General features: G+C 66.1%; 21 protein-coding genes. 11 read left to right on the top strand and 10 right to left on the bottom strand.

Going from position 1 to position 23670, the window contains the following annotated elements:
* The first annotated feature begins 54 nt into the window (after positions 1 to 54).
* Both ASD87_RS16075 and ASD87_RS16070 read left to right on the top strand, forming a co-directional pair.
* Entirely contained in the window at positions 55 to 564 is a 510-nt protein-coding gene (locus ASD87_RS16075; RefSeq protein ID WP_056324586.1) for a peptidylprolyl isomerase, read from the top strand.
* Positions 557 to 1330 (top strand): UDP-2,3-diacylglucosamine diphosphatase, encoded by a 774-nt coding sequence (locus ASD87_RS16070; protein WP_056323515.1) that lies wholly within the window; start codon positions 557 to 559, stop codon positions 1328 to 1330. The genes ASD87_RS16075 and ASD87_RS16070 overlap by 8 nt, the downstream gene beginning before the upstream one ends.
* An 87-nt stretch (positions 1331 to 1417) precedes the next feature.
* On the opposite strand, the gene ASD87_RS16065 is transcribed toward ASD87_RS16070, so the two are convergent.
* The 3 genes from ASD87_RS16065 to azu form a co-directional block, all read right to left on the bottom strand.
* Positions 1418 to 2281, bottom strand: coding sequence for an undecaprenyl-diphosphate phosphatase (locus ASD87_RS16065; protein WP_056323512.1), 864 nt, complete (start codon positions 2279 to 2281; stop codon positions 1418 to 1420).
* Positions 2282 to 2300: 19 nt separating this feature from the next.
* Entirely contained in the window at positions 2301 to 3887 is a 1587-nt protein-coding gene (locus ASD87_RS16060) for a TerC family protein (protein ID WP_056323509.1), read from the bottom strand.
* Positions 3888 to 4091: 204 nt separating this feature from the next.
* Positions 4092 to 4541 (bottom strand): azurin, encoded by a 450-nt coding sequence (azu, locus tag ASD87_RS16055; RefSeq protein WP_056323506.1) that lies wholly within the window; start codon positions 4539 to 4541, stop codon positions 4092 to 4094.
* Positions 4542 to 4808: 267 nt separating this feature from the next.
* On the opposite strand from azu, the gene ASD87_RS16050 reads away from it, so the two are divergent.
* From ASD87_RS16050 to ASD87_RS16020, 7 genes are all read left to right on the top strand, one after another.
* A complete protein-coding gene (locus ASD87_RS16050; RefSeq protein WP_082586313.1) occupies positions 4809 to 7061 on the top strand; it encodes a NosR/NirI family protein in 2253 nt (750 codons plus the stop codon).
* 53 nt (positions 7062 to 7114) lie between these two features.
* Positions 7115 to 9031 (top strand): TAT-dependent nitrous-oxide reductase, encoded by a 1917-nt coding sequence (nosZ, locus tag ASD87_RS16045; RefSeq protein ID WP_056323503.1) that lies wholly within the window; start codon positions 7115 to 7117, stop codon positions 9029 to 9031.
* Positions 9032 to 9037: 6 nt separating this feature from the next.
* Positions 9038 to 10351, top strand: a complete 1314-nt coding sequence (locus tag ASD87_RS16040; protein WP_056323502.1) for a nitrous oxide reductase family maturation protein NosD — start codon at positions 9038 to 9040, stop codon at positions 10349 to 10351.
* On the top strand, positions 10348 to 11256 hold the full coding sequence (locus ASD87_RS16035) for an ABC transporter ATP-binding protein (RefSeq protein ID WP_056323498.1): 909 nt from the start codon (positions 10348 to 10350) through the stop codon (positions 11254 to 11256). The genes ASD87_RS16040 and ASD87_RS16035 overlap by 4 nt, the downstream gene beginning before the upstream one ends.
* The gene (locus ASD87_RS16030; RefSeq protein WP_056323496.1) at positions 11253 to 12083 is read left to right on the top strand and encodes an ABC transporter permease; all 831 of its coding nucleotides are present in this window, start codon (positions 11253 to 11255) and stop codon (positions 12081 to 12083) included. The genes ASD87_RS16035 and ASD87_RS16030 overlap by 4 nt, the downstream gene beginning before the upstream one ends.
* On the top strand, positions 12080 to 12589 hold the full coding sequence (locus tag ASD87_RS16025; RefSeq protein ID WP_056323493.1) for a nitrous oxide reductase accessory protein NosL: 510 nt from the start codon (positions 12080 to 12082) through the stop codon (positions 12587 to 12589). The genes ASD87_RS16030 and ASD87_RS16025 overlap by 4 nt, the downstream gene beginning before the upstream one ends.
* 63 nt (positions 12590 to 12652) lie before the next feature.
* A complete protein-coding gene (locus tag ASD87_RS16020; RefSeq protein WP_056323490.1) occupies positions 12653 to 13651 on the top strand; it encodes an FAD:protein FMN transferase in 999 nt (332 codons plus the stop codon).
* Between the two features lie 62 nt (positions 13652 to 13713).
* Here the strand turns inward: ASD87_RS16020 and ASD87_RS16015 are convergent, their stop codons facing one another.
* Positions 13714 to 14499 carry an inositol monophosphatase family protein gene (locus ASD87_RS16015; protein WP_056323489.1) on the bottom strand — a complete coding sequence of 262 codons (786 nt, stop codon included), beginning with the start codon at positions 14497 to 14499 and terminating at the stop codon, positions 13714 to 13716.
* 129 nt (positions 14500 to 14628) lie between these two features.
* Here ASD87_RS16015 and ASD87_RS16010 point away from each other — a divergent pair, with 129 nt between their 5' ends.
* Positions 14629 to 15405 carry an RNA methyltransferase gene (locus ASD87_RS16010; RefSeq protein WP_142054336.1) on the top strand — a complete coding sequence of 259 codons (777 nt, stop codon included), beginning with the start codon at positions 14629 to 14631 and terminating at the stop codon, positions 15403 to 15405.
* 119 nt (positions 15406 to 15524) lie between these two features.
* Here the strand turns inward: ASD87_RS16010 and ASD87_RS16005 are convergent, their stop codons facing one another.
* Entirely contained in the window at positions 15525 to 16514 is a 990-nt protein-coding gene (locus tag ASD87_RS16005; protein ID WP_056323484.1) for a tripartite tricarboxylate transporter substrate binding protein, read from the bottom strand.
* Positions 16515 to 16675: 161 nt separating this feature from the next.
* On the opposite strand from ASD87_RS16005, the gene ASD87_RS16000 reads away from it, so the two are divergent.
* Complete coding sequence (locus ASD87_RS16000; protein WP_056323481.1) at positions 16676 to 17437, top strand: IclR family transcriptional regulator; 762 nt, start codon at positions 16676 to 16678, stop codon at positions 17435 to 17437.
* A 115-nt stretch (positions 17438 to 17552) separates the two neighbouring features.
* On the opposite strand, the gene ASD87_RS15995 is transcribed toward ASD87_RS16000, so the two are convergent.
* The 5 genes from ASD87_RS15995 to ASD87_RS15975 all read right to left on the bottom strand — a co-directional run bounded on the left by ASD87_RS15995 (position 17553) and on the right by ASD87_RS15975 (position 23549).
* Positions 17553 to 18389 carry a mechanosensitive ion channel family protein gene (locus ASD87_RS15995; RefSeq protein ID WP_056323479.1) on the bottom strand — a complete coding sequence of 279 codons (837 nt, stop codon included), beginning with the start codon at positions 18387 to 18389 and terminating at the stop codon, positions 17553 to 17555.
* Positions 18390 to 18537: 148 nt separating this feature from the next.
* A complete protein-coding gene (locus ASD87_RS15990; RefSeq protein WP_056323476.1) occupies positions 18538 to 19647 on the bottom strand; it encodes a DUF1513 domain-containing protein in 1110 nt (369 codons plus the stop codon).
* Complete coding sequence (locus ASD87_RS15985) at positions 19637 to 20737, bottom strand: imelysin family protein (RefSeq protein ID WP_056323474.1); 1101 nt, start codon at positions 20735 to 20737, stop codon at positions 19637 to 19639. Before ASD87_RS15985 ends, ASD87_RS15990 begins: the two co-directional genes overlap by 11 nt.
* Positions 20737 to 22254, bottom strand: a complete 1518-nt coding sequence (locus ASD87_RS15980) for a di-heme oxidoredictase family protein (protein ID WP_056323471.1) — start codon at positions 22252 to 22254, stop codon at positions 20737 to 20739. The genes ASD87_RS15985 and ASD87_RS15980 overlap by 1 nt, the downstream gene beginning before the upstream one ends.
* Positions 22251 to 23549 (bottom strand): imelysin family protein, encoded by a 1299-nt coding sequence (locus tag ASD87_RS15975; protein WP_056323468.1) that lies wholly within the window; start codon positions 23547 to 23549, stop codon positions 22251 to 22253. Before ASD87_RS15975 ends, ASD87_RS15980 begins: the two co-directional genes overlap by 4 nt.
* Positions 23550 to 23670: the final 121 nt, after the last annotated feature.

Raw genomic sequence — 23670 nt, 5'->3', positions numbered from 1 at the left:
AGCGCCGCCCCGGCAGCCTCTTCTTCCCCCTCCACCTCCGAAGGCACCAAAACCATGAGCACCAATCCCCGCGTCAAGCTTCAAACGAACCAAGGCGACATGGTCATCACCCTGGACGCCGCCAAGGCGCCCAAGTCCGTCGAAAACTTCCTGACCTACGTCAAGGAAGGCTTCTACAACGGCACGGTGTTCCATCGCGTGATCGACGGCTTCATGATCCAGGGCGGCGGCTTCGAGCCCGGCATGAAGCAGAAGCAAACCCACGCTCCGATCGAAAACGAGGCCAACAACGGCCTGAAGAACGACAAGTACACCCTGGCCATGGCCCGCACCAGCGACCCGCACTCGGCCACCGCCCAGTTCTTCATCAACGTGTCCAACAACGACTTCCTGAACTTCACGTCGCCCACGCCGAACGGCTGGGGCTATGCCGTGTTCGGCGCCGTCACCGAAGGCCAGGACGTGGTCGACAAGATCAAGGGCGTGAAGACCGGCAACAAGGGCTTCCACCAGAACGTGCCGAACGAAGACGTCATCATCGAGAAGGCCGAAGTTCTTGAATAAGATCACGCTGCCCGGCCCGGTCTGGCTGGCATCGGACCTGCACCTGGGGCCGGCCACGCCGGCCACCTCGGAGGCCTTCCTGGCCTTTCTGCAGGTTGCGCAAGAAGAGGCGGCAGCCCTGCTGCTGCCCGGCGACATCTTCGATGCCTGGATCGGCGACGACGTGATCCGCGCCGCCCCGCCGTGGCTTGCCACGGTGCTGGCGGCGTTGAAGACCACGGCAGCCCGCATCCCGGTCTGGCTGGGACGCGGCAACCGCGATTTCCTGATCGGCGAGGAACTGGCAAAGGCCGTGGGCGCGCAACTGCTGCCCGAGCCGGCGCTGCTGGAAACCGATTTCGGCTCGATCCTGCTGACGCACGGCGACGAATTCTGTACGGACGACGCCGCCTATCAGCAATTCCGCCAGATGGTCCGCAATCCGCAATGGCAGGCCGAATTTTTGGCCAAGACCATCCCCGAGCGGCTGGCCATGGCGCAGCAGGCGCGCGGCGAAAGCCAGGCGGCCAACCAGACGAAGTCCATGGAGATCATGGACGTCAACGCGGGCGCCATCGAATCGATCTTCCGCGAATCGGGCGTGCGCGTGCTGGTGCATGGCCACACGCATCGCCCCGCGCGCCACGTGCTGGAGGTCGACGGCGAAAAACGCGAACGCTGGGTGCTGCCCGACTGGGACTGCGACCACGTGTCGCCCCCGCGCGGCGGCTGGCTGGTCATCGACCGAGACGGATTGCAGTTCTACGATCTGGAAACAGAAGCGTAGCCGCTGCCGTACCGCGCAAGTCAAACACAAGGGCCGCTTGAAAAAGCGGCCCTTGTGTATTCTGCGCCCCGCCGTGGCGGGAAGGCATCAGCGTGTGAAGATCCAGGCGGCCACGACGCCGCCGAAGATGATCCGGTACCAGGCGAAGACACGGTACGTGTGGTTGGCCACGAAGCGCAGCACGGCGCGCACCACCACCATGGCGCTCAGGAATGCGGCGACGAAGCCCACGGCGATGCCGGACAGGTCATGCTGGGTAAGGAGGCCGAAGTTCTTGTACATGTCGTAGGCCGCCGCGCCCAGCATGGTGGGCATGGCCAGGAAGAACGAGAACTCGGTGGCCGTCTTGCGCTGGATGCCCGCGATCATGCCGCCGATGATGGTGGCGCCCGAGCGCGAGGTGCCGGGAATCATGGCAAAGCACTGGGCCACGCCCACGCCCAGCGCCTGCTTCCAGGTGATCTGCTCCAGCGTGTGGGCCGATGCGCGTTCGTCAGATGCGGTGTCGTCCGCCGCGCCCGGTGCGTCGCCCGGCGTGTGGCGCGTGCGGCGTTCGACGTACAGCATGATCAGCCCGCCCAGCACAAGCGTCACCACCACCACTGCCGGGTGGTAGAACACCGATTTGATGGTCTTGATGAAGATCGCGCCGATCACCGCCGCGGGCAGGAAGGCCAGGATCAGGTTGCGGGTGAAGGCCACCTCGCTGGGCACGCCGGTCAGCGTGCCGCGAATGAGCTGGAGCAGTCGGGCCCGGAAGACCCACATCACGGCAAGGATGGATCCCAGCTGGATGACCACCTCGAACACCTTGCCGTCGCCCGAATCGAAATTCAGCCAGTCGCCGACCAGGATGAGGTGGCCCGTGCTGGACACGGGAATGAATTCCGTCAGGCCTTCCAGGATGCCCAGGATGAATGCTTTGATCAGATAGAGCGTGTTCTCGGTCACGGGCTGGGGTCTCTTTCTGTTAGTCGTTGGCTAGGGAGGATTCGTCAGGGAAATGCTCTTGCGGGCGCTTTTCGACGCGCACGAGCGCGATGCGGCGGCCGTCCATTTCCAGGACTTCGAAACGGAAATGCTGGTGGTGAATCTGGTATTCGCAGACGTCGCCCGGCTTGGGCAGATGTCCGAAGCGAGAAAGCAGATAGCCCGCAAGCGTGGAGAAGTCCTGGGCGTCGTCGACCAGGCCTTCGGTTTCCAGCACCTGTTCGACGTGGTGCAGGTCGGCGGCCCCATCGATCTTCCAGGTGTTTTCGCCGTCCGCCACGATGTCGGGCAGTTCGTCCTCGTCGGGGAATTCGCCGGCGATGGCCTCGAAGACGTCAATCGGCGTCACCAGGCCTTCGATGGCGCCGAATTCGTCGGCCACCAGCACAAGCTGGCCGCGCGAGCGCTTGAGGGTGTCCATGAGACGCAGGATGCCGATCGACTCGTGCACGATGATGGGATCGCGCAGGCGGTTGCGGCGCACCCTGCCCTCGGTGATCAGGTCGGCAATCAGGTCCTTGGCGCGGCCAATGCCCAGCACTTCGTCGAACGAGCCGCGGCACACCGGGAAAAAGCTGTGGGGCGCTTCGGTGAGCTGTCGGCGGATGTTCTCGGGATCGTCGTCGATGTTGATCCAGGACACGTCGGTGCGCGGCGTCATGATGGACCGGATGGAGCGCTCGGCCAGGGTCAGTACCCCGCTGACCATGTTGCGTTCCTCGACCCCGAACGCCTGGACGGACGGGCCGTCGGCGTGCGGCAGGTCGGGTTCGTCGCTGGCGGGCGGCCGCTTGCCCAGCATGCGCAGCACGGCCGACGCCGTGCGTTCGCGCATCGGACGGCGCGCATCCAGCTTGAGCAGATTGCGACGGGCCACCTGGTTCAGCGCCTCGATGGCGACCGAAAAGCCGATGGCAGCGTACAAATAACCCTTGGGCACCTTGAAGCCGAAGGCTTCGGCCAGGAGCGAAAAGCCGATCATCAGCAAAAAGCCCAGGCACAGCACCACCACCGTGGGGTGGGCGTTGACAAAGCGCGTCAGCGGCTTGGACGCGATCAGCATGATGCCGATGGCGATGATGACCGCGATCATCATGATGGCCAGGTGATCCACCATGCCGACGGCGGTAATGACCGAGTCCAGCGAGAACACCGCATCCAGCACCACGATCTGCGTGACGATCACCCAGAAACTGGCATAGACGCGCGGCCCGGACGCGCCGGTATGGGCGCTGCCTTCCAGGCGCTCGTGCAGTTCCATGGTGCCTTTGAACAGCAGGAACAGGCCGCCCACCATCAGGATCAGGTCGCGCCCCGAGGGCGACAGGGGACCAATATTGAACAGCGGGGTGGTCAGGGTGACCAGCCAGGACATGACGGACAGCAGGCCCAGGCGCATGATCAGCGCGAGGCTCAGGCCCATGATGCGTGCGCGATCGCGCTGCGCGGGCGGCAGCTTGTCCGCCAGGATGGCGATGAAAATCAGGTTATCAATGCCCAGGACGATCTCTAGGACGACCAGGGTAAGCAAGCCGACCCACGCAGCGGGGTCCAGCAGCCACTCCATCAGGAGCTCCAGAAGTTACACGACCGGTAATCGTACATGGAAAATCCGTGACATGCCGGTGACGTATCCCCTCCGTAAGCCTGATGGACAGAGGCTTTGGCCCGAAAGGACTAAGGCTTGCAAGCGCCTGAACGGGGCGGCCCGGCAATGAAAAAGCCGGCCCCCCGGCCGGCTCTTGCTTGTCTCAACAGGCCCGTCGGCGTATCAGCCGCCGACTTTCAGCGTGCCCTTCATCATGGCCCAGTGGCCGGGGAAGGAGCAGAAGAATGCGTAGTTTTCGCCCGCGGCGAGCTTGGAGACGTCGATCTTGACGGAGTCGGATTCGCCGCCGCCGATGACCTTGGTGTGCGCGATGACGCGGGTGTCGCCCGCCTTGACGTAATCCTGTGCGAGGCCGGCGCCCATGCCGTCGGTGGCGACGCCCTGCTTGTCGGCTTCCTTGGTGAGCACCCAGTTGTGGCCCATGGCGACCTTGGCCATCTTGCCGACGTGCTTGAGGGTGACCGTGAATTCCTTGCAGCTCTTGTCGACGACGATTTCCTTGACGTTGAACTGCATGGCGTCGTTGCTTTCGACGGTGGCTTCACATTGCGCGGCCAGCACGGGCAGGCTGGTGGCGGAAAGAAGGATGGCGAGGGTGGCTTTTGCCAGCATGAAATTCTCCGATGACACAGCGGTCGATGCACGTACGCCAGCCATATGCAGACGCCGTTGCCGCCGCGGACCAGTGTAGGACCGCCTTCCCATCGCTCTCTTGACATCCATCAAGCCCAACCCCGCATACCCCCCAAAACTAGGGAACTTCCCCTACATTTCGTAGGGCTATTACGCATTCAAAAGGCCAAATTGACAAACCGCAATCCGCCGCGGAGTGCATGTTCGTAGGATGCCTGTAAGCAAACACGACGAATAGAGTTCAGCATGCGCGGCAGTACCGAAGTACACCACCGGGTCGCACGATACGTTCAAGCCGCGTTGATTGCATTTTGGCTTTCCTGCCTGTTCCTGGCGCCAGCGGCGCAGGCGCAACGCCTGCCTGAATTCCTGGCCGCCACGCCCATCACCGAGATCTTTCCCGGCGCCGACCGCACCGGCCCCGTCGAAGGCAAGCCCGCCGTCGCCCGCGTCTATGCGGGCGGCAAACAACTGGGTCTGGTCTATCTCACCACCGACGTGGTCAACACGCGCGGGTACTCCAGCAAGCCGATCGACGTGCTGGTGGGGCTTTCGGACGACGGCCGCATCATGGGCGCAAAGCTCGTCGAACACCACGAGCCCATCGTGCTGATCGGCATTCCCCAGTCCAAGGTCGACCACTTCATCCAGGGCTACGTCGGCCTGAACTTCGTTGAGGCCCCGCCCCGCCACGGCGCGCCGCCGCCCGTGGACATCGTCAGCGGCGCCACCGTCACGCTGATGGTGATCGGCGACACGATCACCCGATCGGCCATCGCGGTGGCGCGCGCGCACGGCATCGACAAGTCCGGCGCGGCGCGCCCAGCGGCGCAGCCGGCCGCCACGCGCGTGCTGGACGAGGACAAGGACACGGTGCAGAGCTGGCAGGAACTGCTCGACGCGGGCGCCGTGAAGAACCTGCGCCTGACGCCTGACGACGTCAATCAGGCGTTCCTGCGATCCGGCCGCAAAGACGCCGCCGAACACGGCGAAGGCGGCCCCGACGACACCTTCATCGATCTGTATGCGGCGCTGGTCAGCGCGCCGTCCATCGGCCGCAGCCTGCTGGGCGACATCGGCTGGCAGCGACTGAAAGAGCGCTTGAAGCCCGGCCAGCAGGCCGTGCTGGTGGCGGGCAACGGCCTGTATTCCTTCAAGGGATCGGGCTATGTGCGCGGCGGCATCTTCGACCGCATCGAGGTCATCCAGGACGAAAGCGCCTTCCGCTTTCGCGACCGCAACCACCAGCGTCTGGCCGACGTCAACGCCAAGGGCGCGCCGGCGCTGCGCGAAGTCGCCCTCTTTGTGGTGCCCGAAGACGCGTCCCTCGACCCGGTCAAACCGTGGCGCCTGCAACTGATGGTGCAGCGCGTGCTCAGCGTGTCGGACAAGGCGTTCGTCACGTTCGATCTGCCCTACGAACTTCCCCAGGCCTACACCCGCTCCGTCGCGCCCCCGGCCGCCTCCGCGCCCAGCCCGGCGCAAGCCTCGCCCGCGACCGCGCCCGAGGCCGATTCCGCGCCCGCGCTATGGAAACAGATCTGGCACGGCAAGGCCGGCCAGATCGCCATCCTGACCGTCGCCCTGACGGTGCTCGTCGGCATCTTCTTCTTCCAGGACCAGCTCACGTCGCGCCCGCTGCTGCACGACCGCCTGCGCCTGGCGTTCCTTGCCTTCGCGCTGTTCTGGATCGGCTGGTACGGCCAGGCGCAGCTGTCCATCGTGAACGTGCTGACGTTCTTCTCTGCCCTGCGCACCGACTTCCGCTGGGAATACTTCCTGATGGACCCGCTGGTGTTCATCCTGTGGTGCGCCACCGCCATCTCCATGGTGTTCTGGAACCGCGGCGCGTTCTGCGGCTGGCTGTGCCCGTTCGGCGCGCTGCAGGAACTGACCAACCGCATCGCCCGGCGGCTGGGCGTGCGCCAGCTGAAGATCCGCCACGGCGTGGCGCAGCGGCTGTCCACGTTCAAGTATGTGATCTTCCTGCTGCTTTTCGGCTTCTCGCTGTATGACCTGGCGGTCGCCGAGCAGCTCGCCGAAGTCGAGCCCTTCAAGACCGCGATCATCCTGCACTTCGTGCGTCACTGGCCCTTCGTGCTGTTCGCCGTGGCGCTGCTTGTCGCGGGCCTGTTCATCGAGCGCTTCTTCTGCCGCTACCTGTGCCCGCTGGGCGCCGCCCTGGCCATCCCCGCCCGGCTGCGCATCTTCAACTGGCTCAAGCGCTACCGCGACTGCGGCAACCCCTGTCAGCGCTGCAACATCGAATGCCCCGTCCAGGCCATCGACCCATCCGGCGAAATCAACCCGAACGAGTGCATCCAGTGCCTGCATTGCCAGATGCTGTACCACCACAAGCAGAAGTGCCCTCACCTGATCCAGAAGCAGGCCAAGCGCGAACGGCGCCCGGCGCCGCCCCCGGAGCCGGCGGTGCACGAAGTCGTTCTGCACCGCATGCCCAGCCCCAACCCGGCGAATCGCCCCAACCCGGAATCGTGAAACACGATTTTCGTACCGCGGCGCACCGCGCCGCCACTACCTAGGAGTTATCCATGTCCGACAAGACCCCCGAAAAAGCCGGCCTTACCCGCCGCAGCTTCCTGGGCACCGCAGCCATCACCGGCGCGGCCGGCCTCGTTGCCGGGGCGCAGATGTCCACCGCGCACGGCAAGGACGCCAAGTCCGGCAACGGCGGCGTGCTCGGGCACGTCGCGCCGGGTGAACTGGACGAATACTACGCGTTCAACTCCAGCGGCCAGTCGGGCGAAGTCCGCGTGCTGGGCCTGCCGTCGATGCGCGAACTGGTGCGCATCCCCGTCTTCAATCAATGCAGCGCCACGGGCTGGGGCCGCACCAACGAAAGCCGCAAGATCCTGACCGACGGCCTCACGCCCGAAACCCGCGAGTTCCTGAAGGACAAGGGCGGCGTGTTCCCCAACGGCGACGCCCACCACCCCCACCTGTCGTTCACCGACCAGACCTACGACGGCCGCTACCTCTTCATCAACGACAAGGCCAACAACCGCGTCGCGCGCATCCGCCTTGACGTGATGAAGACCGACAAGATCACCGAGCTGCCCAACGTATCGGGCGTGCACGGCCTGCGTCCGCAGCGCTACCCGCGCACCGGTTACGTGTTTGCCAACGGCGAGCACATCATTCCCCTGCCCAACGACGGCAAGGTGCTGGACGACCCGAAGAAGAACTTCTTCTCCGTCTACACGGCGCTGGACGGCGACACGATGAAGGTGGCGTGGCAGGTGCTGGTCGACGGCAACCTGGACAACGGCGATGCCGACTACCAGGGCAAGTACTCGTTTGCCACCTGCTACAACTCCGAGAAAGGCGTCACCGTTGAAGAGATGTCGGCCAACGAGCAGGACTGGGTCGTGGTCTTCAACATCAAGCGCATCGAGCAGGCCGTCAAGGACGGCGACTTCAAGACGATGGGCGGCGTGCCGGTCGTCGATGGCCGCCACGGTTCCAAGTACACGCGCTACATCCCGGTGCCCAACTCGCCCCACGGCTGCAACGCCGCGCCCGACGGCATCCACCTCATGCTGAACGGCAAGCTGTCGCCCACCGTGACGGTGATCGACGTGCGCAAGCTGGACGACCTGTTCGCCGACAAGATCAAGCCGCGCGACTGCGTCGTGGCCGAACCGCAGCTTGGCCTGGGCCCGCTGCACACCGCGTTCGACGGCCGCGGCAATGCCTACACCACGCTGTTCATCGACAGCCAGATGGTCAAGTGGAACATCGACAAGGCCAAGCGCGCCTACAAGGGCGAAAAGGTCGACCCGATCATCCAGAAGCTGGACGTGCACTACCAGCCGGGCCACAACCACTCGACCATGGGCGAAACCAAGGAGGCCGACGGCAAGTGGCTGGTGTCGCTGAACAAGTTCTCCAAGGACCGGTTCCTGAACGTGGGCCCGCTCAAGCCCGAGAACGACCAGCTCATCGACATTTCCGGCGACGAAATGAAGCTTGTCCATGATGGCCCCAGCTTTGCCGAGCCGCACGACATGTGCCTGGTGCACCGCTCCAAGATCAACCCGATCAGCGTCTGGAAGCGCGACGACCCCATGTGGGAAGACGCCCGCCAGATCGCCAAGAAGGACGGCGTGTCGCTGGAAGACGCCGCCAAGGTGGTGCGCGACGGCAACAAGGTGCGCGTGTACATGATGGCGGTCGCGCCGATGTTCAGCCTGAAGCAGTTCGAGGTCAATCAGGGCGACGAAGTCACGGTGTTCGTGACCAACATGGAAGTGATCGAAGACCTGACGCACGGCTTCACGCTGGAAGGCCACGGCATCGCAATGGAAATCGGACCCCAGGCCACGTCGTCCGTGACGTTCAAGGCCGACCGCCCGGGCATCTACTGGTACTACTGCCAGTGGTTCTGCCACGCGCTGCACATGGAAATGTCCGGCCAGATGATCGTGCACCCCAAGAAGTCCGCGTAACGATCCATGGCTGCCATCGCAACCTTGCGACTCGCGGCATGGGCCGCGGCCGGCTTCGTGCTGGCCGGCTTCGGCCCGGCCCTGCACGGGGCCGCCGCGGCCGCGACGCTGGACGTGGCGGCGGGCGCGGACCTGGCGCAGGCCGTCGCCGCGGCGCAACCGGGCGACACGCTGCGCCTGGCGCCGGGGTCCTACGCGGGCGCCCTCGTCATCGACAAGCCGCTCACCCTTGAAGGACCGCAGGACCGTTCCGCGATCATCGCCGGCACGCGCCAAGGCCGCACGCTGTGGGTCAAGGCCGCGGACGTATCGCTGCGCAATCTGACCGTCACGCGCTCGGGGCTGGATTTGCCCGCCATGGACGCGGGCATTTTCCTGGACCGCACCGCGCATCGCGCGCTGGTGGAACACAACGACATTCTGGACAACCTGTTCGGCGTGTATGTGTGGGGTCCGCAAGATGCGATGGTGCGGGGCAACCGCATCGTGGGCAATCAGGAACTGCGCGTGGCCGAGCGCGGCAATGGGGTGTCCCTGTGGAACACGCCCGGCAGCGCGGTGGTGGACAACGACATTTCCGCCGGCCGCGACGGCATCTTCGTGAACACCAGCAAGCAGAACCGCTTCACCGGCAACCGCTTCCACGACCTGCGCTACGGCGTGCACTACATGTACACGAACGACAGCGAGATCAGCGGCAACGTGTCCACCGGCAACGACATCGGCTTTGCCATCATGTATTCGCACCGCCTGGTCGTCACCGGCAACGAGGCCGTGAACAACGTCGAGCAGGGCCTGATGATGAACTACGCCAACGACTCGGACATCTCGGGCAACACCGTCGATGGCGCGGCCAAGTGCGTGTTCATCTACAACGCCAACAAGAACCGCTTTGCGGACAACCATTTTTCCAACTGCGGCATCGGCATCCATTTCACCGCGGGCTCCGAAGGCAACCGCATCTCGGGCAACGCCTTCATCAACAACCGCAACCAGGTCAAGTACGTGGGCACGCGGGTGATGGAATGGTCGGACGGCGGCCGCGGCAACTACTGGAGCGACAACACCGCCTTCGACCTGGACGGCGATGGCATCGCCGACACGGCCTACCGCCCTAACGACGTGGTGGACCAGCTGCTGTGGCGCGCCCCGGCTGCGCGCATCCTGCTCAACAGCCCCGCCATCTCGGTGGTGCGCTGGGCGCAATCGCAGTTCCCCGCGATCCTGCCGGGCGGCGTGATCGACAGCGCTCCGCTGATGAAGCCCGCCAGGCCGCGCGGCGCAAAAACCGGCGCGAAACGCGCCGAGGACATCCAATGAGCAATCCACTGGTGACGCTTTCGGGCGTCAGCAAACACTATGGCGACCACCGGGCCATCAGCGTCCTGGACCTGGACCTGCGCGAAGGCGAATGCGTGGCGCTGGCCGGTCACAACGGCGCGGGCAAAAGCACGCTGATCAAGCTGATCCTGGGACTGATCCGCCCCACGCACGGGCGCGTCACGCTGTTTGGCCAGGACGCGCACAGCCCGGCTGCCGCGCGCCTGCGGGACCGGATCGGCTACCTGCCTGAAACCGTGGCGCTGCATCCCGCGATGACGGGCGCCGAAACCCTGGCGTTCTATGCGCGCTTGAAGCGTCAGCCCTTATCGCGCAACGCGGAACTGCTTGAAAAGGTGGGCATTTCCGGCGCGGCGCACCGCCGCGTGGGCGGCTATTCAAAAGGCATGCGCCAACGGCTGGCGCTGGCGCAGGCCCTGCTGGGCGAACCGCGCATCCTGCTGTTCGACGAGCCCACTACCGGCCTGGACCCCGCGTCGCGGCTCAAGTTCTACGAGATCGTGCATGAATTGCGCGCCAGCGGCGCGACCATCCTGCTCAGCACGCACGCCTTGTCGGAACTGGCTGGCCATGCCGACCGCATCGTCGTCATGAAGGCGGGCGTGAAGATCGCCGACGGCGGCATGTCCGCGTTGCGCCGCGATACCGGCCTGCCGATCCGCATCAGCGTGACGCTCGGGCCGGACGATGCGTCCGCCCCCCCGCCCTCCTCGTCCTGGCGACAGGTCGAAGCCGGCCGCTACGAGCGGCTGTGCCACGAATCGGACAAAGTCGAGGCTATCCGCAGCATCGGCGCCATCCGGGCGCCCATCGGCGACCTGGACATCCAGGTTCCCGGGCTGGACGACATCTACGCCCACCTGCTTGAACGGGAAGACGCATGAACGCCGTAAGCACAATCATCGGCAAGGAAATCCGCGACGGCTTGCGCAACCGCTGGGTCCTTGCCACCTCAGTCCTCCTGGCCGCGCTGGCGCTGGCGCTGGGCCTCTTGGGCAGCGCTCCCACTGGCGCAGTCAAGGTCGATCCCCTGACCGTCACGGTGGTCAGCCTGTCCAGCCTGTCGATCTTCCTGGTGCCGCTCATCGCCATGCTGCTCGCCTATGACGCGATCGTCGGCGAGGTCGACCGCGGCACCATGGCCCTGCTGCTCAGCTATCCGGTGTCGCGATGGCAGGTCATCATGGGCAAGTTCATCGGGCACCTGGCCATCCTGGCCATTGCCACCGGCGCGGGCTACGGGTCTGCGGGACTGGCGCTGCAATGGGTCTATGGCGGCATGGATGCCGGCGCGTGGCGACCCTTTGCCATGCTGATCGGGGCCAGCGTGCTGCTGGGCGCGAGCTTTCTGGCGATGGGCTACCTCATCAGCACGCTGGTGCGCGAACGCGCGACCGCCGCGGGCATCGCGCTGGGCGTGTGGCTGTTCTTTGTCGTCATCTACGACATGGGCCTGCTGGGCGTGCTGGCGGCGGACCAGGGCCGTCACGTCACGCCGGGCATGCTCAACGCGCTGCTGCTGGCCAACCCGTCCGACGTGTACCGCCTGCTGAACCTGACGGGCTTCGAGAACATCTCCATGTACGCGGGCATGGCGGGGGTCAGCGACCAGGCCCAGATGCCCGTGCCGCTGCTGGTGGCGGCGCAATTGCTGTGGATCGCGGTGCCGTTCCTTCTGGCCGCCTTCTGCTTCCGGAGGAAACAGCTATGACACTGCAACGTTGGGCCGCAGTGACGGCCTTCTCGGCCATCATGCTGGCGCTTTCGGCCTGCGGCGGCGACGAACCCGCCGCGCCGCCGCCCGCGCCCCAGGCGGTGTCCGCCGACGCCGTCGGCCACTACTGCGGGATGATGCTCAAGGACCATGCGGGGCCGAAGGGCCAGATATTCGTCAAGGGCCGCGCGGCGCCCGTGTGGTTCTCGTCGATCAAACAGGTCTTTGCCTACACCCGGCTGCCCGAGGAACCCAAGGGGCTTGCCGCCATCTACGTCAACGACATGGCGGCCGCGGGGCCCGACGGCGCCGCCGACCCGAAAGCCTGGGTGGACGCCCGCGAGGCGTTCTATGTCATTGGTTCCAGCTTTCTTGGCGGCATGGGCGCCGAAGACGCCATGCCGTTTTCGGATCAAACCCGGGCGCTTGCCTTCGCCCAGACCCACGGCGGCCGCGTTGTGCGCTTTGCCGACGTGCCCGAGGACTACGTGTTTGCCCAATAGCGATCGGCCGCCGCCCTGCCTCGAAGCCTCCCTGCCCCTCGCGCCCTTTCAGTAGATAACGCCATGAACCGTCCCACCCGCCGCCGCTTCCTCGGTATCGTCGCCGCGTCATCCGCGCTAGCCCTCGCCCCCAGCTTATGGCGCCGCGCGCAAGCGGCCATCGCACCCACGCGCTGGCAAGGCGTGGCGCTGGGCGCCGATGCGGAACTGCGGCTGTACCATCCCGACCGCCAGGCGGCCGAACGGCTGATCGAACAGGCGCTGCAAGAACTTCGGCGGCTGGAAGGGGTATTCAGCCTGTATCGCGACGACAGTGCGCTGTCGGTCCTGAACCGCCAGGGATACCTGGCCGATCCGCCATCCGATCTTGTCCGGCTGCTGAGCGAAAGCCGGCACTACGCCGAACTGACCGGCGGCCTCTTCGATCCCTCCGTGCAGCCGTTGTGGCGTGTATACGCCGATCACTTCGCGCAGCCGGGGGCATCGGTGGGCGGGCCGGCGCAGGCCGACATCGCAGCGGCCCTGCAGCGCGTCTCGTACCAAGGCATCGAGATCGACCCGCAACGCATCGGCCTGCAGCCAGGCATGGCGCTTACGCTGAACGGCATCGCCCAGGGCTACATCACGGACCGCGTGACGGACCTGCTTCGCCATGCCGGGCTGGAGCGCGCGCTGGTCGATATGGGCGAAATCCGCGGCCTGGATGAATCGGCCGGCGCAACGGGCTGGCGCGTCGGGCTGGCCGACCCGTTGTCCCCGGAACAGATCCTGACGCAGGTGCCGATCAGCAACCAGGCGCTTGCCACGTCCGGCGGCTACGGCACGCCGTTCGATGCCGAGGGGCGGTATTCGCATCTCTTCGATCCGCACAGCGGCCGGGCGCGGCCGCTGTACCGCAGCGTATCGGTCATGGCGTCCACGGCAACCGCGGCCGATGCGTTGTCGACCGCGTTCTCGAACATGCCGCTGGATCGCACCGCGCAGCTGGTGCGACGCCTGGGTGTGCAAGCGTGGATGGTGCTGCCCGACGGACAGCTGATTACGCAGAACGGCGACGCCTGATCGGCCCGATTGATAAAAAGAAAACCGGCCACGAGGGCCGGTTTTTCTTTGTGCCGCGCCGATCAGGCGGCGGACGGCGGGTTCAGCGTGGCAAGCATCTGCGTGAAGATCTTGGGGCTGGCGGCCAGCACGTTGCCGCTGTCCATCCAGCCTTGTTCGCCGTCGAAATCGGCGACCAGGCCGCCGGCTTCCAGGACCATCAGGCTGCCCGCGGCCAGATCCCAAGGCTTGAGCCCCACGCCGCAGAAGCCGTCCAGGCGGCCGGTGGCCACGTAGGCCAGATCCAGCACGGTGGAACCCAGGCGGCGCACGCCCGTGGCGCCTTCGGCCATCTGGCGGAAACGCTGCGAACCCTGTTCGGGGTCGCCGGCGTTAGGCCAGTGCGCGCCCAACAGCGCGTCGTGGTAGCGGGTACGGCCCGACACGCGCACGCGGCGGTCATTCAGGAACGTGCCGCTGCCGCGGCTGGCCGTGAAGAGTTCGTTGCGCGAGGGATCATAGATGACCGCTTGCGTGACCTGGCCGCGCTGCGTCAGCGCGATCGACACGGCGTAGTTGGGCAGGCCGTGGATGAAGTTCGTGGTGCCGTCCAGAGGATCGATGATCCATTGGAATTCCGCCTGGTCAGGACCCTGCAGGCCGAACTCCTCGCCCAGAACGGCGTGGTCCGGATAGGCCGCGTGCAGCGTTTCGACGATGGACTCTTCGGCGGCCCGATCGACTTCCGTGACATAATCGCGCGGACCCTTGCGAGCCACGCTGAGTCGTTCCAAATCCATGCTGGCACGGTTGATAATGGTGCCGGCACGCCGGGCCGCCTTGATGGCGATGTTGAGCATCGGGTGCATAAAATTCCGTACGTATGCGATGAGTTGGCTTGATGATAGGCCGCTTGCCGCCCCCCGCCGCGCCGTCGCCCCCACGGGGAAATCGACCCAAAAAACCAGGAAGGCACGAAGCCAAACGTGCCATTTTAAATGACTCAAGCATTTTCACGTGTTCGCTTCGTAATGGTGAACCCCAGCCACCCCGGAAACGTCGGTTCCGCGGCCCGCGCAATCAAGACGATGGGCTTCTCGGAACTGGTCCTGGTGGACCCCAAATTCCCGGATGTAACAAGCCAGCCGGAGGCCGTGGCGCTGGCCAGCGGCGCGCTGGACGTGCTTGAAAACGCCCGCATCTACCCGACGCTGGAAGAAGCCCTGGCGCCCGTCACGCTGGCGTTTGCGCTGACTGCCCGGGTCCGTGACCTGGGCCCTCCGCCTTGCGACATCCGGCAGGCGGCCGACCTGGCCTGCGCGCATCTGGCGGACACGGCCGAGGGCGTGGCCGCCGTGGTGCTGGGCACCGAGCGCGCCGGCCTGACGAACGCGCAGATCGCGCTGTGCCACCGTATCTGCCATATCCCGGCCAATCCCGAGTACAGCTCGCTGAACGTCGCCCAGGCGCTGCAATTAGCCGCCTGGGAGCTGCGTTACGCCCTGCTGGTGGACCAGGGGGCCGAGCTGCTGCCCCGTTCCACCGCCCAGGAGCCCGCGCGCGGCGCGGCCCCTGCCTCCAGCGAGGCGGTCCAGGCCTTTCTGGCCCACTGGGAAGAAGCGCTGGTCGGCGTCCAATTCCTGGACCCCTCCCATCCCAAGAAGCTGATGCCGCGCATGCGCCATCTGTATTCGCGCCTGTCGCTCACCCGCGACGAGGTGGACATGATGCGTGGCGTCTGCACGGCGATGCTGAACGCGGTCAAGAAGAAATAGCCGCCCGGACCGGCAGGCCGGCAACGGCATTGCCAAATGCACGAATAAAAAAGGGACGGGCATTGCCCGTCCCTTCTTGTTTGGCCCGTCCGCCGGCAGCTCGCCGGCGGTCATGCCGGTCAGTCCACCTTCGCGCCCGAGGCCTTGACCACGGGGGCCCAGCCGTCGACTTCCGACTTGATGAACTGGCCGAATTCGGCCGGCGTGGTCTTCACGCCCACGGCGCCCAGCTTTTCAAAGCTGGTCTGCACAGAGGGCTTGTCCAGCGCCTGCTGCATGGCGGCGTTGAGCTTGTTGATCACTTCCGGCGGCGTGCCGGCCGGGGCCAGCAGGCCGAACCAGGACGACACGTCGAAGTCCGCAAAGCCCGATTCCTGCATGGTCGGCAGGTCCGGCGCGCTCTTGGAGCGCTCACGCGTGGTCACGGCCAGCGCGTTCAGCTTGCCCGACTGGGCGTGCGGCCAGGCCGACGGCATGTTGTCGAACATGAACTGCACCTGGCCGCCGATCAGGTCGGTCATGGCCGGGGCGCTGCCCTTGTACGGCACGTGCAGGACGTCGATGCCCGCCTTCATCTTGAACAGCTCGCCCGCCATGTGGATGGAGGTGCCGCTGCCGGACGAGGCGAAAGCCAGCTTGCCCGGATTCTTCTTGGCGTAGTCGACCAATTCCTTCACGGACTTGACCGGCACCTGGGGATTGACCACCAGGATATTCGGCACCTTGGCGCCCAGGGCGACCGGTGCGAAGTCCTTCGTCAGGTCGAACGAAACGTTCTTGTACAGGGTCTGGTTGATCGCGCTGGTCACCGCCACGAACAGCAGCGTGTAGCCGTCGGGCGTGGCGCGCATGACCTGGTCGGTGGCGATATTGCTGCCGGCGCCCGGCTTGTTTTCAACCACGAATGACTGGCCGAGCGACTCGGTCAGTTCTTTGGCCATGATCCGGGCGATCACGTCGGTGGTGCCGCCGGCCGAGAAACCGACCACGATACGGACGGGCTTGTCGGGATAGGCAGCGTGGGCGGAACCCATTGCAAATGCGCTTGCGGCGGTGGCCAGAAGGGTGGCGGCCAGACGCCGCATGCCAGGCTTGTGACCTGTAGTCATAGTGTCTCCGTGCAGGTACTGTCCATTAGATGGACGATTTGAATTATTGGATGAACGCATTCTGCGCTATACATGCGGATGGCATCAAGGTAGAGTCCACCCTACGGACAATGGTTTTCCCTCGTCCGTTCGTTGATAACCCTTAGTTTTCAGAGATTTGCATGCAAGACAGCGATGCCGCGTCCGCCGGCCCACGCACGCTACGCCGTGGTTTGGCCGTGCTGGCAGCCCTGCGTGACCAAGGCCCGGACGGCCTGAGCGTGACCGACATTGCCCGGTTGACCGGCATTCAGCGTCCCACCATCTATCGGTTGCTGGCAGCGCTGCTGGACGCCGGCCTGGTGTTGCCGGTCACGGGCACCAAGAAGTACCGCGCCCAGCTCGCCGTGGACCCGGACACGCGTTCGCGCGACCCGCGCGTGCGACAGCTGCTGCCCGTGCTGCGCCGCCTGGCCGACCGCACCGGCGACGCCGTGTTCCTGGTGGTGCGCGAAGAAGACGATTCCATCAGCCTGCATCGCGAGATCGGCAGCTATCCCGTGCAGATCCTGGCCACGTACGCGGGCAAGCGCCAGCCGCTGGGCGTGGGATCGGGCGGCATGGCGCTGCTGGCGGCCCTGCCCGACGACGTGGCGCGCGGCATCGTCGAACGCAACTCCGGCAGGCTGGACGAGTACGGCGGCATGACGCCGCAAGAGATGTTCCGCCTCATCGAAAACACCCGTGCGCGCGGCTATTCCGTGGTGGGCAACCATGCGGTACGCGGCGCCCTGGGCGTGGGTTGCGCGCTGCTGGACGCGCAGGGCGCGCCCCTGTTGGCGGTCAGCGTCACGGCCATCATCGACCGCATGCCCGCGCAGCGCCAGCGCGAGATCGCAGGCTGGATCAAGACGGAACTGGCCCGGCTGGCGATGCCGGCCTGAACCCGGGATCTGCCGCATCGCTTTCATGCACTGAAGAAAGCCACGAAGCTGCGACGTAAAAAATGGGAGCCCCGCGAGGCTCCCATTTTCATGCCTGACGCCCTGCGCGCCTCGTTCAGGAAGCCGCGGCGCCGGTTTTGGGATTCTGGATCTCGCGCAGCGGGATCGGGGCCTGGAAGCCAGCCTCTTCGAGGGCGCGGCGGATTTCCTGGTACAGGCTCCAGCGCAATTCCCAGTACTTGCCCGACTCGGCCCACACGCGCACGTTCACGGTGACGCCGTTTTCCTTGTAGTCGAACACCTTGACCTGCGGCGCCGGATCCTTCAACGCATCGGGACGCGCATCCACGATCTGCTGCAGCTTGGCGACCACCGCATCCAGATCGTCGCCATAACGCACCGGCACGGGGATATCCAGACGGCGCGTCTTGTTGCGGCTGTAGTTGGTGATGGTGGCGTTCCATACCGTGCTGTTGGGCAGCGTGAGATGAATGCCATCGCCCTGCACGAGACGCGTGAGAAACAGGCCCACCTCCTCGACCGTGCCGTCGGCGCCCGAACTGAGGGCGATGTATTCGCCGGCGCGGATGGGACGCAGGATCAGCAGCATGATGCCGGCCGCGATGTTCTGCAGCGTGCCCTGCAAGGCCAGGCCGACGGCAAGACCGGCGGCGCCCAGCACCGCGATCAGGCTGGCCGTCTGCACGCCAAAGCGCGCCAGCACCGCGATCACCGTGAAGATGCGTACCGCCCAGATCACGGTCGTGGAGAACATGGGAACGATCGTGGGATCGATCTTGGGCGACCGCGTGGCGGCCCGGCGGACCCAACCGCCCAGCAACGACGACACCCACCAGCCGATGCCCAGGATAAGCAAGGCAACCAGCAGATTGATGCCCATGTCCATCAGCCTGGGCGCCCACAGATAGAACTCTTTTACGGCCTCATCCATGGAGGAACCTCCTGCGAAAAAAAATCGACGGAAGAATGTATCAGAAGCGGCTTGCGCAAAACGGCGCGGCGCCTGGCGGGAGTGTCAGGCTTTGTAAAGAGAACCGACCTGCAGCATAGGTCTTCCGGCGCCGGCAGGCAAAGCCGCGTTACGCAGGCACGATGCGAAAGTGGTTGTCCCAGGAGACATCGCGCGACGGCGGCAGGACCGGCCTTTCCTTGCCTTGAGCGTCCGTGCGGATCATCGCGCCCAAACCGCTCGTGACCAGAAAGCCCGCTTGCGCGGCGGGCGCGACGCCGCAGCCGTCGGCAAGCGCGGTGGTCCCCAGGCATTTGCCGCTGGCGGCATCCCAGTAGATCACCTGCCCTCCAACCGGGCTGGACGTGGCCACGATGCCGCCTGCGGCATCGACCGCGACGGAGCCGACGTAGTTGCGCATGTTGCGCAGCGTCTCGGGCGGTCCTTCGAACAGTTCAAGCGCCGCGCCGCGGCGGTGCCGTCCGACCAGCGCGGGCCGGTCGGCGGCCGGCCCCATGTATTGGCAACCGAACCACACCGCGCCATCGGCCGCCAGCGCCAGATGCCGGATCGACAGCCGATGCAGCGAAGGCGCGAGCTCCACCTTTTCCAGCAGCTGGCCGGTGGCCGCGTCGATATACGCGAGCGACGGCCGCATGGTGTCCAGGTTCAATTCCAGCTTGCCGTAGTCCGGATGCGTCAGGATGCCGCCATTGGCCACGCATAGCGTCTTGCCGTCCGGCAGCAGCACGACTTCGTGCGGACCGATGCCGCCGGCGTCGAACTCGCCCACGCGCCGGTAATCGCCGCCCGGCGTGGCGTCGTACAGACCCAGCACGCCGCGCCCGGCCTCGAAGTCGTTTTCCGTGGCGGCCAGAAGCCGCCCGCCTTGCACGAACGCGCCGTGGCCGAAGAAGTGGCGGTCGTCGGGCAGCGTCAGCGCCACCGGCTCGCCCCCGGCCAACGAAAAACCCAGCGCGAAAAAGCCCGGCTGGCGGCCGAACACGACCGCGCGCCCAGCGGCGCCATCGACCGCAAAACTGTGGCCGCGGGCGGGCATCGGGATGGCCAGGCGGTCGCGGCCGGTCTCGTCCAGCACCACGGCCTCGTCGCGCCCGCCGCGCTTGCGCGCGGTCAGGTACAGCGGCCCGCCACCGGCTGGCATTGCGGCGCGCGCGGCGGCGGGCGGCAAGCCCAGCGCGGCGGCCAGCGCCAGGAACCGGCGCCGGTCAATCACCATCGAGCGCATTGAACCCGATGGTCACGCCCAGCGCAGGCGCCAGGTTCTCGTCAACGATGGCCTTGGCGTTCTTGAGCGTCAGCGATGCCAGCATGAGCAGACGGCGTCCCTCTTCACTGGCCAGCGCCGCATCCAGCGGAACCGGCACATCGCGCAGCGTGTGCGCCGCGCTGGACAACTCGCCCCGCACCGACGCATCCATCCAGCCCTCGCCCGCCGGCAACGGGTACGCGCCCGCCACATAGAACGCCTTGAGCGCATCCACGTTGGCGGCCAAGAGGCTGGTCGACAGATTGCTGCGCCAGAACGCCGCCCGCTTGGGCCGCGCGGCCTGCGGCGAATCGCCCAGCACCGGTTCGATCTTGACGTCGCGCGCGAACTGCAGTCCGGTCGACAAGGCCTTCATGGCCTCGGCCGCCACCTCCTGCGAACTGCGGTACAGGTCGTTGCCCGGCTTGGGCGCGGCGAACTGACGGCCGAACGCGCCCTGCGGGCTCCAGGCCTCGCCCACATCGCGCGAGATGCTTGCCACGTTGGACGCGATGGCCGTGGCATAGCCGCAGGCGTAGGCAAAACCGGGCGCGCCGGTCTGCTTGAGCAGATCCGGTTCGCCATAGAGCACATATTCCAGCGCGGGCAGCCCTTGCACCGCCACGCTGCGTCCGGCCAGCGCGCCGGGCTGGAGCAGCGCGTCGTCCTTGGCCGCGATCAGCGCCTGCACCTGGCGGGGCATCACGCCACGCGTATCGGGCCAAAACGCCAGCCGTTCGAAGCGGTTGGCCTGCACCAGCGGGCCGAAGCGCAGGATCTCGACCCCAGACCACGCGTGCGCCAGCGTGCCGAAGGCATCGCCGACGCGCTTGGCGCCTGCCGCGTCAGGCTTGGCGCACCAGCCGCCCAGCGCCCCTTCCAGGGCCGCGGCGGCGTCCGTCATCTTGGCCACCGCCGGCCGCGCGTAATCGCGCGCCAGGCGTTCACCCAGGTCGGCTGGCAAGGCGGCCTGCGCGGCAATCGGCGCAGACAGCGGCGCCGCCAGCATCAGCGCCACGGCCGCGGCGCGCTTGAACGGAAGGCGGACGGAACGGGCCATCACAGCGACTCCAGGAAGCGGATCAGGTCCGCGCGTTCGTCGGGCGTCATGTTCACGACGCGGTCGCGCGCGGGCTTGGCCGCGCCGCCATGCCACAGCACGGCTTCCAGCAGCGTGCGGGCGCGCCCGTCATGCAGCCAGGTGGCGTTGGGATTGACGGTCTTGGTCAGGCCGATGCCCCACAGCGGCGGCGTGCGCCATTCTCGGCCGGTGGCCATGCCGTCGCTCACGCCGTCGGCAAGGTCGTCGCCCATGTCGTGCACCAGCATGTCGGTGTACGGCCAGATGAGCTGGAAGCGGTGTTCCGGCTGCTTGGCATTGCGGCTGGTCACGTACTTGGGCACGTGGCAGGCCACGCAATTGGCCTCGTAGAAGAGCTTCTTGCCGGCCAGCACGCGCGCGTCGTCCGCATCGCGCCGCTGCGGCACCGCCAGGTTCGTCGAATAGGTGGTGATGAAGTCCATCAGCTTGGCCGGCACTTCCTCCGGGCCGAAGCGCGGCTGCGCGCCATGCGGCATGTCCAGGCATTGCGGCTGCGCGGCGGTGCAGTCGCCGGAATGCTTGGGGAACATCGGCGTGGACAGGCCCATGTCATTGGAGAATGCCGCGGCGCTTTGCTGCTCGACCGTCGGCTGTCCGGCTTTCAGGTTGAAGCGGCCCAGCGCCCGCTCGCCGGTGCGCGCGTCGGTGACCCAGTTGGCCTTGCCGACGATGCCGTCGCGCTTGTCCACGCCGATGTTCGCCAGGATGTCGGCCTCGTGGATCGATTCCAGCAGGCCCAGTCCGATCATTGGCGGCGCCAGCCGCGGCGAGATCTGCGTGTCCGCGCGCATGGGCCCGTAGCCCAGGTTCTCGATGCGGTAGGTGGGCTTCATCAGCGTGGCGGTCTCGCCGCCGCGCAGCGCGACCGGCACGGGTTCGTACTCGATCTCCATGCGGCCCTCGGCGGGCAGGCCCGCGACCGCGAAGTTCTGAAGCTGGACGCCGTAGACGGGTTCCGGCAAGGCCGCGATCTCGCCGGCGCCCAGCTTGGGATGCCCCCGGTCCGCGCCTTGCGGCACGGCCAGGCGCAGCAGCAAGGCGACGGCGTCGGTGCGTTCCAGCGGATCGAAGCCCGGCACCGTGCCGCGGCCGTCCTTGGTGTGACAGGCCTGACAGGAGCGCGCATTGAAGAGCGGTCCCAGGCCGTCGGACGCCTGCGTGGACGCGGGCGCGGACACCCAGTCCTTGCGGAACAGGCCGTTGCCGACCTGGAATTCCTGGCGGCCTTCAAAGCTCATGTTGGCCGACGGCTGCGAAAAGATGTCGGCGTTGATGAGCTTGTTGGTGGTGGCGGCGCCGGCCTGCATGGTCTCGAACGATTCGATCTTCGAGAAATCCTGCGTGGGCGCCGTGATGGCGGTGACGCGCTTCTGGTCTTCGGGCGTCAGGTCGTCACGCCCGCCGGAAGCGGCGGGCGCGGCGGCGGCGCCGGCATGGGCCGACGCCGCCAGTACGGCGGCTAATACGAGTTTCACTTGAATACGGCGTCAGGTTTGTCCAGGCTGTCGGAACCTTCGATGGCGACCTTGCCCAGTTCCAGCAACGTAATCACGCGCTCCAGGCTGCGCGTCTGCGCCACCAGGCTGTCGATGGCTGCCTGCACCACCGCGTTGCCCTCCTTGTTGCCGTCCGCGATCATCTGATCATAGGTCTCGACCGTCTCGGCGCGGGTCTTCATGGCCTGCATGGCCGCGACCGTGGCGTCCAGCTTGGCGCGCACCTCGGCGTCCAGCTTGGGATCCTTGGCCTTGACCAGTTCCGACAGGCTCGCGCCCGACACGGTCTTGCCGTCGATGCGGGTGTACGAACCCAGATAGACATTGCGGATGCCGATCTGGTCGTAATAGTGCGAGTTGTGCGTGTTGTCCGAGAAGCAATCGTGCTCTTCCTCGGGATCGTGCAGCATCAGGCCCAGCTTCATGCGCTCGCCCGCCAGTTCGCCGTACGACAGGCTGCCCAGCCCGGTCAGCATGGCGATCAGGCCCGCCTTCGGATCCTCTTCTACGGCCTTGCGCGCGGCGCCGTCCTTCTTCCAGTTGCCCACCATTTCTTCCAGGTCGGTCACCAGCAGGTCCGTCACGGCCTTCAGGAATTCGATGCGGCGTTCGCAGTGGCCGCCGGTGCACTGCTTGGGATCGAAGTCGGTGTGCGGGCGGTTGCCGGAATGGCGCTCCTGCGGCGTGCCCTTGCGATCCTTGGGCGCGGCGCCGGTGCCGTTCAGGTCCTGGCCCCACAGCAGGAATTCGATCGCGTGATAACCCGTAGCCACGTTGGCTTCGTTGCCGTCGGCCTCGTGCAGCACTTCGGACAGCAGTTCGGGCGTGATCTTGCTGACGTCGACCGTCTTGCCGCCCACCGAGATCTTGGAATTGGCGATGACGTTGACGGCGTAGAAGGCGTTCTCGTCGTTTTCGGTGCCGTAGGACGCGTCGACATAGTCGATCAGGCCTTCATCCAGCGGCCAAGCGTTCACGCGGCCTTCCCAGTCGTCGACGATGGGGTTGCCGAAACGGTAGGCCTCGGTCTGCTGGTAGGGCACGCGCGCCACGATCCACGCTTCGCGCGCGGCCTTCAGGGTGTCGGCGCTGGGCTTGGCGACCAGCGCATTGATGGCCTCGCGCAGCTTCTTGGCTGCCGTCAGCGAATCCTCGTAGCCGGCCAGCGCCAGATCGGAGTACGTGGCGACCACGGCCTTGGGTTCGACGGCGGCCATCGCCGTTCCGCCATACACCGCAGCAGCCAGCACCGCCCCCAAAAGCAACTTGCGCATCGAATTTCTCCCGTAATCCGGACGGCTCGCCCCCGCGGCGGACCGTTCCGGCTTGAATTTTGTGGATGCGAGTGTAAACAATTTTCGTTTGTTATTCAGGCCCTGTTCAGATAGCTGACAA

The sequence above is a fragment of the Achromobacter sp. Root170 genome, from assembly GCF_001428165.1.
Classification (GTDB): domain Bacteria; phylum Pseudomonadota; class Gammaproteobacteria; order Burkholderiales; family Burkholderiaceae_B; genus Achromobacter; species Achromobacter mucicolens.
Note: the sequence above shows the minus strand (reverse complement) of the source record. Positions and strands in the feature narration are given on the sequence as shown.

Bases quoted from the DNA above. Each gene is read 5' to 3' on its own strand.
- ASD87_RS15995 (WP_056323479.1), bottom strand. From the start codon at position 18,389: ATGGATGAGGCCGTAAAAGAGTTCTATCTGTGGGCGCCCAGGCTGATG.
- ASD87_RS16075 (WP_056324586.1), top strand. From the start codon at position 55: ATGAGCACCAATCCCCGCGTCAAGCTTCAAACGAACCAAGGCGACATG.
- ASD87_RS16040 (WP_056323502.1), top strand. From the start codon at position 9,038: ATGGCTGCCATCGCAACCTTGCGACTCGCGGCATGGGCCGCGGCCGGC.
- ASD87_RS16035 (WP_056323498.1), top strand. From the start codon at position 10,348: ATGAGCAATCCACTGGTGACGCTTTCGGGCGTCAGCAAACACTATGGC.
- ASD87_RS16020 (WP_056323490.1), top strand. From the start codon at position 12,653: ATGAACCGTCCCACCCGCCGCCGCTTCCTCGGTATCGTCGCCGCGTCA.
- ASD87_RS15990 (WP_056323476.1), bottom strand. From the start codon at position 19,647: ATGGTGATTGACCGGCGCCGGTTCCTGGCGCTGGCCGCCGCGCTGGGC.
- ASD87_RS15985 (WP_056323474.1), bottom strand. From the start codon at position 20,737: ATGGCCCGTTCCGTCCGCCTTCCGTTCAAGCGCGCCGCGGCCGTGGCG.
- ASD87_RS15975 (WP_056323468.1), bottom strand. From the start codon at position 23,549: ATGCGCAAGTTGCTTTTGGGGGCGGTGCTGGCTGCTGCGGTGTATGGC.
- ASD87_RS16015 (WP_056323489.1), bottom strand. From the start codon at position 14,499: ATGCACCCGATGCTCAACATCGCCATCAAGGCGGCCCGGCGTGCCGGC.
- ASD87_RS16050 (WP_082586313.1), top strand. From the start codon at position 4,809: ATGCGCGGCAGTACCGAAGTACACCACCGGGTCGCACGATACGTTCAA.
- ASD87_RS16060 (WP_056323509.1), bottom strand. From the start codon at position 3,887: ATGGAGTGGCTGCTGGACCCCGCTGCGTGGGTCGGCTTGCTTACCCTG.
- azu (WP_056323506.1), bottom strand. From the start codon at position 4,541: ATGCTGGCAAAAGCCACCCTCGCCATCCTTCTTTCCGCCACCAGCCTG.
- ASD87_RS16000 (WP_056323481.1), top strand. From the start codon at position 16,676: ATGCAAGACAGCGATGCCGCGTCCGCCGGCCCACGCACGCTACGCCGT.
- ASD87_RS16030 (WP_056323496.1), top strand. From the start codon at position 11,253: ATGAACGCCGTAAGCACAATCATCGGCAAGGAAATCCGCGACGGCTTG.
- ASD87_RS16005 (WP_056323484.1), bottom strand. From the start codon at position 16,514: ATGACTACAGGTCACAAGCCTGGCATGCGGCGTCTGGCCGCCACCCTT.
- nosZ (WP_056323503.1), top strand. From the start codon at position 7,115: ATGTCCGACAAGACCCCCGAAAAAGCCGGCCTTACCCGCCGCAGCTTC.
- ASD87_RS16025 (WP_056323493.1), top strand. From the start codon at position 12,080: ATGACACTGCAACGTTGGGCCGCAGTGACGGCCTTCTCGGCCATCATG.
- ASD87_RS16010 (WP_142054336.1), top strand. From the start codon at position 14,629: ATGACTCAAGCATTTTCACGTGTTCGCTTCGTAATGGTGAACCCCAGC.